This window comes from Blattabacterium cuenoti, from assembly GCF_014252315.1.
Taxonomy (GTDB): Bacteria; Bacteroidota; Bacteroidia; order Flavobacteriales; family Blattabacteriaceae; genus Blattabacterium; species Blattabacterium cuenoti_AI.
In genome coordinates this window covers 1-15459 of record NZ_CP059216.1, presented here as the reverse complement: position 1 = coordinate 15459, position 15459 = coordinate 1, and the positions used below count along the sequence as shown (strand labels likewise).

General features: G+C 21.8%; 11 protein-coding genes and 1 other RNA gene. 8 read left to right on the top strand and 4 right to left on the bottom strand.

The window, feature by feature from the left end:
* Positions 1-14 precede the first annotated feature (14 nt).
* The 6 genes from mreC (at position 15) to lnt (ending at position 6600) form a co-directional block, all read left to right on the top strand.
* Entirely contained in the window at positions 15-827 is an 813-nt protein-coding gene (mreC, locus tag H0H39_RS00060) for a rod shape-determining protein MreC (protein WP_185877382.1), read from the top strand.
* Positions 824-1339: a hypothetical protein gene (locus H0H39_RS00055; protein WP_185877381.1), complete on the top strand. Its 516-nt coding sequence runs from the start codon at positions 824-826 to the stop codon at positions 1337-1339. The genes mreC and H0H39_RS00055 overlap by 4 nt, the downstream gene beginning before the upstream one ends.
* Positions 1336-3231 (top strand): penicillin-binding protein 2, encoded by a 1896-nt coding sequence (mrdA, locus tag H0H39_RS00050; protein ID WP_185877380.1) that lies wholly within the window; start codon positions 1336-1338, stop codon positions 3229-3231. The genes H0H39_RS00055 and mrdA overlap by 4 nt, the downstream gene beginning before the upstream one ends.
* Positions 3197-4450 (top strand): rod shape-determining protein RodA, encoded by a 1254-nt coding sequence (gene rodA, locus H0H39_RS00045; RefSeq protein ID WP_185877379.1) that lies wholly within the window; start codon positions 3197-3199, stop codon positions 4448-4450. Before mrdA ends, rodA begins: the two co-directional genes overlap by 35 nt.
* Before the next feature lie 76 nt (positions 4451-4526).
* Positions 4527-4943: a transfer-messenger RNA gene (ssrA, locus tag H0H39_RS00040) on the top strand.
* 64 nt (positions 4944-5007) lie between these two features.
* A complete protein-coding gene (lnt, locus tag H0H39_RS00035; RefSeq protein ID WP_238785647.1) occupies positions 5008-6600 on the top strand; it encodes an apolipoprotein N-acyltransferase in 1593 nt (530 codons plus the stop codon).
* Here the strand turns inward: lnt and H0H39_RS00030 are convergent.
* Complete coding sequence (locus tag H0H39_RS00030; RefSeq protein WP_185877378.1) at positions 6597-8117, bottom strand: NAD(P)H-hydrate dehydratase; 1521 nt, start codon at positions 8115-8117, stop codon at positions 6597-6599. The genes lnt and H0H39_RS00030 overlap by 4 nt on opposite strands.
* Positions 8118-8244: 127 nt before the next feature.
* Here H0H39_RS00030 and H0H39_RS00025 point away from each other — a divergent pair, with 127 nt between their 5' ends.
* Together H0H39_RS00025 and H0H39_RS00020 are read left to right on the top strand one after the other, a co-directional pair.
* Positions 8245-9456: a dihydrolipoamide acetyltransferase family protein gene (locus H0H39_RS00025; RefSeq protein ID WP_185877377.1), complete on the top strand. Its 1212-nt coding sequence runs from the start codon at positions 8245-8247 to the stop codon at positions 9454-9456.
* Positions 9457-9462: 6 nt separating this feature from the next.
* Entirely contained in the window at positions 9463-9936 is a 474-nt protein-coding gene (locus H0H39_RS00020) for an inorganic diphosphatase (RefSeq protein ID WP_185877376.1), read from the top strand.
* 6 nt (positions 9937-9942) lie between these two features.
* Here the strand turns inward: H0H39_RS00020 and aspS are convergent, their stop codons facing one another.
* From aspS to nusA, 3 genes are all read right to left on the bottom strand, one after another.
* Positions 9943-11619 (bottom strand): aspartate--tRNA ligase, encoded by a 1677-nt coding sequence (gene aspS, locus H0H39_RS00015; RefSeq protein ID WP_185877375.1) that lies wholly within the window; start codon positions 11617-11619, stop codon positions 9943-9945.
* Between the two features lie 9 nt (positions 11620-11628).
* Positions 11629-14118, bottom strand: coding sequence for a translation initiation factor IF-2 (infB, locus tag H0H39_RS00010; protein WP_185877374.1), 2490 nt, complete (start codon positions 14116-14118; stop codon positions 11629-11631).
* A 75-nt stretch (positions 14119-14193) separates the two neighbouring features.
* On the bottom strand, positions 14194-15459 hold the full coding sequence (gene nusA / locus H0H39_RS00005) for a transcription termination factor NusA (RefSeq protein ID WP_194295774.1): 1266 nt from the start codon (positions 15457-15459) through the stop codon (positions 14194-14196).

The window sequence follows — 15459 nt, the reverse complement described above, 5'->3', positions numbered from 1 at the left end:
CCAAAGGGAATAAAATGTGTGATTTTTTTTTTAAATGGCGTTTTTGTATTTTATTTTTTTTGTTAGAATCTGTTTCTATATTTTTTTCTTTCAAAAATTTAAATGTTATTTGTAATAGTCCTAAATTTATAATTGGAAAAGTTTATGAATCTATTTACGAAATACAAAATTATTTTTTATTGAAAATAGAAAATGATAAACTTTTAAAAGAAAATAGTAGATTACATAATGAAAGTATTTATTCTTATATAATAAAAAATTCAAATTCTGGAAATTTTAGAATGGAAGACATAAAATATCTACAACAATATATTTATACTCCTGTTCAAATTATAAATAATAGTATTTATAAACAAGAAAATTATATAACTTTAAATAAAGGTAATTTAGATGGAATAAAACCTGATATGGGTGTAATATTACCTAGTGGAATTGCTGGAATTGTTATAAAAACAACCCCACATTTTAGTAAAGCTATATCTCTTCTAAATTTAAGAATTAAAATAAATGCAAGAATAAAAAAAGATAATAATTTTGGAACTATTAGTTGGGATGGAAATGATTACAAATATGTAATTCTTAATGATATTCCAAAATATTGTGCTATTAATAAGGGGGATATTGTAGAAACAGATGGAAAATCTTACACTTTTCCCGAAGGTATTCCTATTGGGACTGTATATTCATACAAACTAGATGATGGTAATTCAAATTTTATAATAAAAGTAAAATTATTTGAAAATTTTTCCATTATAGAAAATGCTTATGTTGTTAACAATATTTTAAAAAAAGAATTGGATGATATATATAAAGTTGAAAATAAATGAATATTGTTAAGAATTTTTTTATTTCAACATTTTATATTTTTATTATTTGTATAATTCAAATATCAATATTTAATAATCCTATGTTTTTAGGAAAATATTCTTATGTGTATATTATATTTGTGTTGATCTATCCATATAGATGGAATGAATATTTATTTTTGATTTTTTCTTTTTTTATTGGATTAATAATTGATTGTTGTATGTATACAGGAGGAATTCATGCTTTTTCTACTACTTTATCTGCTTTTTTAAGATTGTATTTATTAAAATTCTTTGATGGTAATAATTTTTTAATTAAAAAAAATTTTTCGGTCTATAATTTATCTTTTTTTAAAAAAATATATTATATTTTTTCATTAGTTATAATACACGATATATCTTTGTTTTCAATAGAATTATTGAATGGATCAATTATTTTTAATAATAATGCTCTTTTTAAAACATTAATTAGTAGCATTTTTACAACTATTTTATGTATGATTTATTTCTTTTTTAGAAAAAAAAAAAATTGAAAAAATTATTTAAATTTTATTTGTTATTAATTATAATAGGCCTAATATTTATAAGTAGGTTGTTTTATATTCAGATATATACTGATAAGTATGTATTAAATGCACTTAATACTTCAATTAAACAAGAAACTATAATTCCTGATAGGGGATTTATTTTCGATAGAAATAATAAACTATTAGTTTTTAATAAATATATTTATGAATTAGTAGTAGTTCCAATTCTTATAGAAAAAAATTTTAATGTATCAGAATTTTGTAAACTTGTAGGAATAAATAAATATACTTTTTTTAAAAATTTAGAAAAAGCTAGATCTTATTCAAAATATTTACCATCTATTTTTATTTCTTTTATATCTAAAGAAAAGTTTGCTCCAATACAAGAAAAATTATATAAATATAAAGGATTTGATTGGACAAGACGTACTATTAGAGATTATAAAGTTGATAGTTCAACTAATATATTAGGTTATATAGGTGAAGTTACTGAAAAAGATATTAAAAAAGAATCAAAATATTATAAAATTGGAGATTTTATTGGATGGACAGGTGTAGAAAAATCTCATGAAAAATTTTTAAGAGGAAAAAAAGGAATAAAATATTGGTTAAGAGATAGAAATGGATGTATTATTGATAATTATAATAATAGTAAAAACAATATAAAAGCTGTTACTGGTAGTGATATATCATTAACTATTGATTGGAATTTACAAAAATATGTAGAAAAACTTATGTGCAATAAGAAAGGAGGAGTTGTTGCGATTAATCCTAAAAACGGAGAGATATTATCTTTAGTATCAAGTCCTATGAGTGATCCTAATTTATTTGTTGGAAAAAATCGTAATAAAGAATTTAAAAAATTATTAAAAAATGAAGATAAACCATTATTTGATAGAGCTACACAAGCTAATTACCCTCCAGCTTCTACATTTAAGTTGTTAACAGGATTATCTGGGCTTCATATGGGAGTTATAAATAAAAATACTAGGTTTACATGTCACAAAGGATTTATATATGGTAAAAAAAAAGTTCATTGTAAATCTAAAATTCATGATATTCCTATTAATATAAAAACAGCAATAGCTGTATCTTGTAATACTTATTTTGCACAAGTATATAAACGTATTGTAGAAAAATATCCAAATAATTTAAAAAAAGGAGTAAATGAGTGGAGTGATATTGTTAAAAGTTTTGGATTTGGAAGTAGATTTTCTAACGATTTAAATTCTAAAGAAAAAGGAGTTATTCCTTCTGGTGATTATTATGATAAAAAATATGGGGAAAAAAAATGGAACGCTATTACTATTATATCTAACAGTATTGGTCAAGGAGAAATAGGTGTTACTCCAATACAATTAGCAAATTTAATATGTATAATAGCTAATAAAGGTTTTTATTATACTCCTCATATTGTAAAATATATAAATCATATTCCTATAAAAAATTATAAAATAGCTAATTATACTAAAATAAGAAATAAAAAATATTATAATCTGATAATTAGTGGAATGGAAAAAGTTTATTCAATGGGAACAGGAATAGGATTTAAATGTTTTAATATAAGAATGGCTGGAAAAACAGGTACTTCTCAAAATTTTATTATTGTAAATAAAAAAATGATTTCTTTACCAGATCATTCTATATTTGTATTATTTGCTCCTATAAAAAATCCACAGATTGCTATATCTGTTGTAATAGAAAATGGAGGATTTGGAGCTCGTTTAGCTGGTCCTATTGCTAGTCTAATTGCTGAAAAATATATAAATAATGAAGTTAATAGAAAATCACTTGAAAAAAAGGTAATTAAACGTGACCTACAAAAACTATATAATTATATTTCAGTAATGAAAAAATTAAATTATGCAACAAAGAATTCATCTAACAAGAAGAAATAAAAATTTCTATATAGATTGGATTACTATTATTATTTATTTTATTATAACTATATTTGGATATGTTAATTTATATTCAGTAGATATTGAAAAATCTGATAAACAATTAGTTTGGATACTTGTTAGTTTTGTTTCTATATTTATTATTTTTATATTTAAACCAATTAATTATAAAAATTTTTCTCCATTTTTTTTTATTATTACTTTATTTCTTTTGATAGGTGTATTTTTTTTTGGAAAAGATATTAATGGATCTAAATCTTGGTATTCATTAGGTCCTATAAGTTTCCAGCCTTCTGAATTGTCTAAAATATCTACTTCTTTAATAATTGCTTATTTATTAACTAAATATAAATTAGATAATAAAATTATATTTGTTATAATATCATTTATTATAATATTACCATCATTATTAATATTTATTCAGCCTGATCCAGGCTCATCTATCATTTTTTCTTCTTTTATATTAACTCTATATAGAGAAGGACTTCCTATAATTTTTATATTATATTGTATATTTTATATTTTATTAATGATTTTTTCGTTAATAAATATATCATATTATATTGTAATTCCTTTTTCTTTTTTATTTTTTTTATTTCTTTTTATTATAAATAAAAGAAAAAAATTAGTTGATTTAATATTTTATATAACTTTATTTTTATTTTCTTTATTTATATCTATATTTTCTCCTATTATTTTTAATAATATTTTAAAACCACACCATATAGATAGAATAAATATTTTATTTCAAAACGAATTTGATAAAAAATATAGAGGTAATATAGGATATAATTTATTATATTCTAAAACAGCTATTGGATCTGGAGAATTATTAGGAAAAGGTTATCATGAAGGAACAGTAACAAAAGGTAAATTTGTTCCTGAACAACATACAGATTATATATTTTGTACAGTAGGAGAAGAATGGGGGTTTATTGGAAGTGTTATTTTTATAATAATATATTTATTTTTTATTGGACGTATTTATTTTTTATCTGAAAGACAAAAAGATAAATTTGGAAGAATTTTTGGGTATTCAGTTGGAAATATTTTATTTATTCATTTTTCTATAAATTTAGGAATGGTTATGGGGTTATTTCCTACAATAGGAATTGTTCTCCCATTTTTTAGTTATGGAGGATCATCTTTTTTGTCTTTTACAATATTAATATTCTTATTAATCAGAATTGATTCTTATAATAATTCTAATATTATATAAAAATATATAAAGTTTTTGTTTTGATTGAAAAAAAATTATAATATTGCATTATAATAACATAATAATTATATATTATGGGGTTGTTCTTTTAGGTATTGACAACAAGATTAAGTTAATAAAAGTAAGCATATCGTGTTAATGTAATGAATATACACGTTAAAAATATCATTACTGAATAATATAAATGGCGAAAAACAATACGCTTTTGCTGCTTAATTAAATTTTTTAAGCAATATCCATTTTATATGGAAGCAAAATATCTTCCAGAAATCTTATTCCTTATGATTTCTAATTTTATGAAGATACATAATACTAATTAAGGAATTAGGAGAATATTATGATTCTATAAATTTTCTGAAATTTTTTGAATCTTAGATTTATGTTTGATATCCAAAAATCAAATATAAATTGAACAATTATTTTTTGGATAAGTATGTAGAAATCTTTTATTATGCTTGTTTGGACGCGGGTTCGAATCCCGCCAACTCCATTTTAAAAAAATATTTATAATAATTACAAAAATTCAGTGTCTTTTATATTGCTTTTTTGCAGGTATATTGTTAAGTTATGGATGGCCTACTAATGGTAATCCTATTTATTTGTTTATAGCATTTGTACCTTTACTTTATGTAGAAGAATATTATAATAGATATATTTTTTTATTTTCTATTATTACGTTTTTAACGTGGAATTTTATTTCTACATGGTGGCTACATTATACAAGAAGAAATAATGGATCTTTTTCTATAGAATCATTTATAATTCCATCTTTATTAAATTCTATTTTAATGTCAATTATTTTTACTTTTTATTCAATAATTAAAAATAGCATAAAAAATAAAAATATAGGATATATGTTTTTAATTTGTTCGTGGATTTTATTTGAAAAAATTCACTTAGAATGGGAATTATCTTGGCCATGGCTTACATTAGGAAATGGATTTTCAAATAGAATAAAATGGATTCAATGGTATGAATATACTGGTACTTTAGGAGGATCTATTTGGATATGGATTGTAAATATTAATATTATAAGATCTATAGTTTTATATGTTAAAAATAACAAATTGATAATTTTATATAAAAATATTTTTATTAGTATAACAATTGTATTTATAATGATTATCATATCAAATATAATTTATAATAATATTTATATAGAACATGATAATCCAGTTGAATCTATAGTATTACAACCTAATATTGACCCATATAATCAAAAATATAAAATATCAACTAAAAAATTAATTAATAAATTTAAAAAACTAATAGATAAAAAAATTTTAAAAAATAAACCAATGATAATAATTGCTCCTGAAACTTCTTTTCCTATTAAAGAAGATAAATTTATAACTAATAATATTAGAAATAATATATTAGTATCAAATTTCAAAAATTATTTAAAAAATAAATCACCAAAAACTATATTTATAACAGGATTAGAACTACTTACATATTATAATAAATACAAAAGTGAAACATCTATTCCTTTTTTTTCAAAAAAAAATAAAAATTTATCATGGATTGATTTTTTTAATTCAGTTATACAAATAGATTCAAGTGGAAAATATATTTTTTTTCATCATAAAAATAAATTAGTTCCAGCAGTAGAATTTTTTCCTTATAAAAATATATTATTTCCTATCATAGGTGATATAATACTTAATTTTGGAGGTAATTCAATAGAACTTGGAAAAAAAGGAGGATATTCAACATTTAAAAATCCTTATCTGGGAATAAAAATAGCTCCTATTATTTGTTATGAATCTATTTTTGGAGAATATGTTTCTAATTTTTTTAAAAAAAATGCTAATTTATTGGTTATAATAACTAATGATGGATGGTGGGGAAATTCCCAAGGATGTAAACAGCATTTATATTATTCACGTCTTAGAGCTATTGAAAATAGAAAGTGTATAGCAAGATCAGCTAATACTGGTATATCTTGTTTTATTGATGAAAAAGGGGAGATAAATTCATATCTTCCTTATGGAAAAGAAGGGGTTTTATATAAAAAAATATATTCTAATTCAATAAAAACATTTTATACAAAATATGGTGATTTTTTATCTATGATATGTTTTATAATAACAATTATTATTATTATCTATACATTTATTATATATAAATATTTTATTAAAAAAATTTAAATCTTATTAAATGATTTTGCTATACAATTAATAATATCTGTAGACCTAAGTGAACACATTCCTACTTTTTTTGCTGCAATATCTCCAGATATTCCATGTAAATAAACACTTATAATGCAAGAATCTTTTGAAGAATAACCTTGAGATAAAAAACCTAAAATCATTCCTGTAAGAACATCTCCACTTCCAGCAGTAGCCATTCCTGCATTACCAGTATTATTAAAATATAGTTCTTCATTAGGTGTAGAAATTATAGTATGAGCTCCTTTTAATACAATAAATATTCCATATTTTTTTGATATATTTTTTAACATATCTAGTTTATCATAATCATCTTTCCAAGATCCAAACAATCTTTTAAATTCTTTTGGATGAGGAGTTAAAATTGTTCCTGAAGGAATTAATTTTAATAAATTTGATTTATTTTTTGATAAAATATTTATAGCATCTGCGTCAAAAATCATAGGAGGATCACCTTTTTTACAAAGTTTTAAAAAAGAATTAAAGGCTTGTATTGTGTAATAATTTTGTCCCATCCCCATTCCTATTCCTATTGCATTTATATTATCAGGTATATAAATATTACTTATAAAATTTTCTTTTTTATCAGTAATTACAATTGATTCTAAAATAGTATTTTGGACTATTTGATAACCACAACGAGGAATATATATACTTAATTTTCCAATTCCACAACAAAAACTAGCTTTTCCAGATAAAACTACAGAACCTATCATCCCATAGGATCCTCCTATAATAAATCCATGACCATAATTTCCTTTATGAGAAAATTTTTTTCTGTTTTTATTAAAACATATTTCTTTTTTATCTATTAAAAATTTTTTAGAATTCATTTTGCAAATGAATTCTTCTTTCCATCCAATATTTAATAAATGCCAATTTCCAACAAAAATTTCATAATCAGGCAATAAAAATGGAAGTTTTGGAACTTGAAAAGTTAAAGTATAATCAGATTTAATTATTCCTTTAATATTATTATTTTTTTTTTCTATAAATAAACCAGAGGGAACATCTATAGATATTACAGATTTTAATTTTAAATCATTAATAAAATCAATAAAAGATTTCCAATATTTATTTATTGGACGATTTAATCCAATTCCAAATATTGCATCAATAAGATAACTTTTTTTATTTATAATTGGAAAATTATCATTTTCATAAATATTTTTAATTTTTATTTTTTCTATGATTTTATTCTTACTAAGTAAAAATTCTTTAGAAGAAAAATTTGAAACATTTAATATGTATGTTATTATTTTAAATCCTTGTAAATGTAATAATCTAGCTAAAGAAAGGCCATCTCCTCCATTATTTCCATTACCAGCCAAAATTATAAATGGAAATTTTTTTAACTCTAAAAAATATAAATTTTTAATAATCCAATTAAAACATTTTTTTGCAGATCTTTCCATTAATTCTATGGAAGAAATTGATTCATAATCAATACAATGTTGATCAGCTTGTTTAATTTGTTTTGCAGAAAGAATTTTCATTTTTTTAAATGAATTTATTATTTTTGATTCCTTAAAAAAGTTTATAAAAAAAATTTATAGATAAATATTATTACTGTACAAATATAAATAACGATAAATACAAAAATATTAAAAAATATAAATATAAATGGACGAATATAACTTAACCATTCCATCTATGGGTGAAAGTATAAACGAAGCAACTATCATTAGATGGCTTAAAAAAGAAGGAGATTTAATAAAAAAAGAAGAAATAATAGTAGAAATAGCTACAGATAAAATTAACTCTGAAATTACTTCTCCTGTAAATGGTGTTTTAAAAAAATGTTTATTTGATACTAACGAAATTGTTAAAGTTGGGAGTTCAATAGCTATTTTAGAAACAAATATAAAAAAAAAAAATAATGAAAATATTTTTATTAATTACAATAATAATATAAGTAAGAATAAACGTTTTTATTCTCCTATTGTTAAGTCTATTGCTAAAAAAGAAGGAATTAATTTTTATGAATTAGAAACAATAAATGGAACTGGAGAAAAAGGTCGTATTACTAAAAAAGATATATTAAATTTTATTGATAAAAATAATAAAAATAGTGAATTAAATGAAAAACAAAAAACATCAAAAATTATAACATGTAAAAAAAATAATAATGAAGAAATAATAAAAATGGGAAGAGTAAGGCAATTGACTTGTAAACATATGATATACAGTAAAAAAGTTTCTGCACATGTTACTTCTTTTGTAGAAGCTGATGTAACAAATATAGTAAAATGGAGAGATAAAATAAAAGATTATTTTTATAATAATACTGGAGAAAAATTAACAATAATGTCAATATTTGTTGAATGTATTGTAAAAGCTATAAAAGATTTGCCTATGATAAATATTTCTGTTGAAGGAACAAGTATAATAAAAAAAGAAAATATAAATATAGGTATAGCAATATCATTACCAAACGGGGATTTGATTGTTCCTGTTATTAAATATGCAGATTCATATAATCTTATAGGATTAATAAAAATAATAAATGATTTGATAAAAAGAGCAAAATTAAATAAATTAAGACCTGAAGAAACTAAGGGAGGAACTTATACAATAAGTAATATTGGTAGTTTTGGTAATATATTAGGAACTCCGATTATACATCAACCACAAGTTGCAATTATGGCTATAGGATTGATACAGAAAAAATTATCTGTAATAGAAGGACCAGATGGAGATTTTATTGGTATTAGGCATAAGATTTATCTTTCTCATTCTTATGATCATCGTGTAATAGATGGAATGTTAGGAGGAAAATTTGTTAAAAAAGTTGCTTTATATTTAGAAAAATTTAATATTAATACTAAAATATAATTAAATATGATAACATTTGATGTATTAATTGAAATTCCTAGAGGAAGTAGAAATAAATATGAATTTGACAAAAAAAATAAATTAATAAGGTTAGATAGAGTTTTATATTCTCCAATTAATTATCCTATTGATTATGGTTTTATTCCTAATACTATATCAGAAGATGGAGATCCAATGGATGTATTAGTTTTTTTAACAGAACCATCATTTCCAGGATGTTTAATTCAAGTTAAACCTATTGGAATTTTTTTAATGACAGATGATAAAGGAAGAGATGAAAAAATAATTTGTGTTCCAATATATGATCCAAATTATAATGAAATTCAAGATATTAGTGAAATACCTGTACATACTAAAAAAGAAATTGAATATTTTTTTTCTGTTTATAAAAAATTAGAAAATAAAATAGTTAAAATAGAGGGCTGGAAAGGAAAAAATGAGGCTATTTCTTTGTATAAAAAATCTTTAAATAATATATAAGTATTATTATTTTATAATAGATGGAGAGTTAGTCATGAGATCTTTTCCAAAATTATTTTTAGGAAAAGCAATAAAATTTTTTATGTCATTTTCTCCTTTTAATAAATTAACAATTCTATCTAATCCAAATGCTATTCCACCATGAGGTGGAGCTCCATATTTTAATGCTTTTATAAAAAAACCAAAATTTGATTGAATTTCTTTTTTAGATAATCCTAAATGATTAAAAATTATTTTTTGTATTTTTTTATCATAAATACGGATAGATCCACTTGCTATTTCAACTCCATTAATTACTAAATCATATGATTTTGATCGTATGTTTTCTGGAGTTGTTTTTAATAGATTAATATCTTCATCTATTGGAGATGTAAAAGGATGATGTACTGATTTATATCTTTTATTATTCCATTTAAATAATGGATGATTTATAATCCATATAGGTTCAAACAATTTAATATTTTTATTTTTTTTGCTTAATATATCAATTATTTCTGATCGTATTTTTTTTAATAAATTTATTGCAATATTTTTTTCCCCATAAGAAATAAATATAAAATCTCCAGGATTAGTATTAAAATAATTAGATATAATATGTATATTTTTTTCAGATATATGTTTTTCTTTGGAAATAAAAAATTTTTTATCTATTGAATGTTTAATCCAAATCAAATTACTATTTTTTATTTTTTCTAAAAATAAATTAATTTTATTATGATTTTTTTTTGAAAAAAAATCTTTGACTTTAATTCCTATTATTATTTCTTTATCTTTTAAAAAATTAATATTTTTTTCATTTATTATATTTTTTAGATAAAAAAATTTCATTCCAAAACGTATATCTGGACAGTCAGTTCCATATTTTTTTATAGCTTCGTTATAAGAAATACAAGGAAAAGATTTTAAAAATTGTATATTATTAATTTTAAATAAATATTTAATAAAATCTTCAAAAAAATTCAATATATTTTTAATATCTACAAAAGCCATTTCGCAATCTAATTGTGTAAATTCTATTTGTCTATCAGATCTTGGATCTTCATCTCTAAAACATTTTGCTATTTGAAAATATTTATCTATTCCTCCTATCATTAATAATTGTTTAAATATTTGTGGAGATTGAGGTAATGCATAAAATTTATCTTTATATCTTCTAGATGGAACAATAAAACTTCTAGCACCTTCTGGTGTATTATTGATTAATATAGGAGTTTCTATTTCTATAAAATTTTTAGAAGATAAAAAATTACGTATTTCTAGTACAATTTTATGACGAAATATTAAATTTTCTTTTATATTAGGTCTTCTTATATCAAGATATCTGTATATCATTCTTTCTTTTTCTTTTCCATCTGTATTATTTTTTATAATAAATGGAGTAGTAATTGATTTATTTAAAATTTCTATTTTATTTATTAATACTTCTATATCTCCAGTTTTTAGTTTATGGTTTTTAGAATATCTTTCTACAACCTTTCCATAAATTTTGATTAAAAATTCTTTTTTTAATTTTTTTTTTATTAAATTTTTGTGTACTACTAATTGTGTAATTCCAAAATAATCTCTAATATCTATAAAAAATATAGAGCCAAAGTTTCTTATTTCATCAATCCATCCACATAACATAACTTGTATGTTAACATGTTTTATATGTAATTCTCCACAATTATGCGTTCTATACATTATTAATTTTTATTGTTTAATTTTTTTATTTTTATTAAAAAATAATTCTTCATAAACTTCTACAAGATCACCAGACTTAATATCATTAAAATTTTTAATTCCAAATCCACATTCATATCCTTTTTTTACTTCTTTAACATCTTCCTTAAATCGTTTTAATGAAGTAAATTCCCCATTATGAATAACTATTCCATCTCTAATTAATCTTACTTTATATTTTCTTAACAATTTTCCTTCTATTACCATACATCCTGCAATAGTTCCATGTTTAGGAATTTTAAAAATTTCTCTAATTTCTGCATTTCCTAATATTTTTTCTCTTATTTCAGGAGATAACATCCCTTCCATAGCTTTTTTAATATCGTTAATCACATCATATATAATAGAATAAGTTCTAATTTCAATATTATCTTTTTTAGCTATATTTTTAGCGCTAACATTAGGACGTACATTGAATCCTATTACAATGGCATCTGATGCACTAGCCAATAAAACATCAGATTCTGTTATTTGTCCTACTCCTTTATAAATAATATTAATAACAATGTTTTTTGTAGATAATTTTTGAAGTGCATCTGATATTGCTTCTACAGAACCGTCTACATCTCCTTTAATTATAATTTTAAGTTCCTGAAAATCTCCTAATGCTATACGTCTTCCTATCTCATCTAATGTAAGATGTTTTTGTGCACGAATATTTTGCTCTCTTTGTAATTGTCCTCTTCTAGATGCTAATTGTTTTGCTTCTCTTTCATTCTTAAATACTTTAAATTTATCACCAGATGTAGGTGCTCCATTTAATCCTACTATAGTGACAGGTTTAGATGGATCAGCATAAGATATAGATCTACCTCTTTCATCTAATAAACTTTTTACTTTTCCATGATTACTTCCGGCTAAAACATAATCTCCTATTTTCAAAGTTCCACCTTGTACAAGAACAGTTGTTATGTATCCTTTACCTTTATCTAAAGAGGCTTCTATTACTGTTCCAGATGATAGTTTATTAGGATTAGCTTTTAAATTCAAAAGTTTTGATAATAAAAGAACTTTTTTTAAAAGATCTTTTATTCCTGTACCATTTTTTGCTGATATTTCTTGTGATGGATATTTTCCTCCCCAATCTTCGACTAAGATATTTAATTTTGATAATTGTTCTTTTATTTTATTTGTATTTGAATTAGGTTTATCAATTTTATTTAGTACAAATATAATAGGAACATTAGCAGCTTGAGCATGGCTAATAGCTTCTTTAGTTTGAGGCATTACTTGATCATCAGAAGCAATAACTATTATTGCTATATCAGTTATTTGAGCGCCTCTAGCTCTCATAGCAGTGAATGCTTCATGTCCAGGAGTATCTAAAAAAGTAATACCTTGTTTAGAATCAAATTCTACGCTATAAGCAGCTATGTGTTGAGTAATTCCTCCAGATTCACCTGCAATTACATTAGTATTTCTTATATAATCTAATAATGATGTTTTACCATGATCTACATGTCCCATTACTGTTATGATAGGAGGTCTAGGTTTTAGATCTTTTTCTAAATCTTTTTCATCTTGTATTGCTTCTTCTAAATCTAATCCAACAAATTTTACATCATATCCAAATTCATCTGATACTAATGTTAATACTTCTGCATCTAGTCTTTGATTCATTGTGACCATGATACCTAATGACATACAAGACATAATAACATCTGTAGGATTAACATTCATCATTGATGACAGTTCATTTACTGTAGTAAATTCAGCTACTTTTAAACATTTATTTTTTTTATTTTCTTTTTTATTTTGAATAATTTCTTTTTCTTTTTCTTTTTTATTTTGACGTTTTTCTTTTTTTATTTTTGAATATTTTGATCTTATTCCTCTAGATTTAGAAGAAATTTTTTCTAAAGTTTCTTGAATTTGTTTTTCTATTTTTTCGTTATAATTTTTTTTATTTTTTATATTTTTCTTATTGTTTTCTTTTTTCTTTTTGAAATTTAAATGTATGTTTTTACGATTATGTAAATCTTTTGAAAAATTTTTTTTATCCTCAAATCTTGGTATATCTTTTTTTATCCTTTTTCTTTTTTTCTTAGTATTGATATTTTGTTTAATATTTTTTTTTTCAAATTTGGATAAATCAATTTTATCTCCTGTTAGAATAACTCCATCTAACTTTTGATATGCAGTATCAATATGATCAGGAAACTTTTTCAATTTTTCTTTTATTTTCCCTTTATTATTTACTTTTTTATTATTTTTATTTTTTATCAATTTTGTATTTATAATTTTTTTTATTTTTTTTTGTAAAGAAATTTTTTCAGATTCATCTCTTATTTTTTTATTATTTTTAAATTCTTTTACAAGAAATTTATATATTTTTTCTCCTATTTTTGTATTAGGATTATTTTCTATTTCAATACCTTTTTTTTGTAAAAAGTTTATTACCCTTTTTAAAGATATATTAAACTTTGTTAATACTGTTTTTAATCTGATTTTTTCAGTCATATTGTTATTAATAAATGAGAAACAAAAATAAAAATTTATGTGGTAAAAGTTAACAATTGTTTATATGAAATTTTTTTATATATTGTTTTCATTAATTTCTTCTTCAAATTCTTTTTTTAGTATATAAAGAATTTTATTTATGACATTTATATCAAAATTAGTTTGTTTAATTAAATTTTCTTTTTTAGAATCTAATATAGACTTAGCAGTATGCAATCCAACATCACGAAATTTTTTTATTATTAATGGATTAATTTCATCTGAAAATTCTTCCAATTCTACATCTTCTCTATAATTCTCATATAAATAATCTTTAAATACATGTATTTTATATCCAGTTATTTGACTAGCTAATTTAATATTTTGACCATGTCTTCCAATTGCTTTAGATATTTCTTCAGGTTTTACATATATATTTACGTACTTATTTTTTTCATTAATTTCCATCATAGAAATTTTAGCAGGATTCATAGATCTAGTAATATATAATTGTATATTAGAAGTATAATTAATAATATCAATATTTTCATTTTTTAATTCTCTAACAATAGGATGAATTCTAGATCCTTTTATTCCTACACAAGCTCCAACTGGATCAATCCTATCATCATAAGATTCTACAGCAATTTTTGCTTTTTCTCCAGGAATACGTGATACTTTTTTTACTGTAATTAATCCATCTGAAACTTCAGGAATTTCTAATTTAAATAATTCTTCTAAAAATTTTTCATCTTTTCTAGTTAGTATAACTAAAGGCTTATTATCCTTCCATTCTACTTTTTTTATTAATGTTTTAAGTATATCTCCTTTTCTAAAAAAATCATTTGGAATTTGTTCTTTTTTAGGAAGAATCATTTCATTTTGTTCTTCATCTCTAACAATAACATTTTTAGATAAAATATGATATACTTCTACATTTAGAATTTCTCCTATTTTTTTTTTAAATTTATTGTATGTATTTGTATTATCATATTCATTTATTTTTGATAATAAGTTTTGTTTCAATGATAATATAGATCTTCTTCCTAAAGATTTAAGTTCAACTTTTTCTGTAACTTCTTCCCCTATTTCGAAATCTGGTTCTATTTTTCTTGCTGTAGATAATTCTATTTCTTTATTTATATCTTGAATTAATCCATCTTTTACTACTATTCTATTTCTCCATATTTCTAAATCTCCTTGATCTGGATTTACTATAATATCATAATTTTTAGAAGAATCATATTTTTTTCTTAAAACACATCTTATAGATTCTTCTAATATAGCCATTAAATTTACTCTATCTATATTTTTTTCATACTTAAAATCTGAAAAAGAATCAATTAAAGCTTCATTATCCAT

Excerpts from the sequence above, each read along its gene's own strand:
- mreC (WP_185877382.1), top strand. The coding sequence starts at position 15 with ATGTGTGATTTTTTTTTTAAATGGCGTTTTTGTATTTTATTTTTTTTG.
- H0H39_RS00055 (WP_185877381.1), top strand. The coding sequence starts at position 824 with ATGAATATTGTTAAGAATTTTTTTATTTCAACATTTTATATTTTTATT.
- rodA (WP_185877379.1), top strand. The coding sequence starts at position 3,197 with ATGCAACAAAGAATTCATCTAACAAGAAGAAATAAAAATTTCTATATA.
- H0H39_RS00030 (WP_185877378.1), bottom strand. The coding sequence starts at position 8,117 with ATGAAAATTCTTTCTGCAAAACAAATTAAACAAGCTGATCAACATTGT.
- H0H39_RS00025 (WP_185877377.1), top strand. The coding sequence starts at position 8,245 with ATGGACGAATATAACTTAACCATTCCATCTATGGGTGAAAGTATAAAC.
- H0H39_RS00020 (WP_185877376.1), top strand. The coding sequence starts at position 9,463 with ATGATAACATTTGATGTATTAATTGAAATTCCTAGAGGAAGTAGAAAT.
- aspS (WP_185877375.1), bottom strand. The coding sequence starts at position 11,619 with ATGTATAGAACGCATAATTGTGGAGAATTACATATAAAACATGTTAAC.
- infB (WP_185877374.1), bottom strand. The coding sequence starts at position 14,118 with ATGACTGAAAAAATCAGATTAAAAACAGTATTAACAAAGTTTAATATA.
- nusA (WP_194295774.1), bottom strand. The coding sequence starts at position 15,459 with ATGGATAATGAAGCTTTAATTGATTCTTTTTCAGATTTTAAGTATGAA.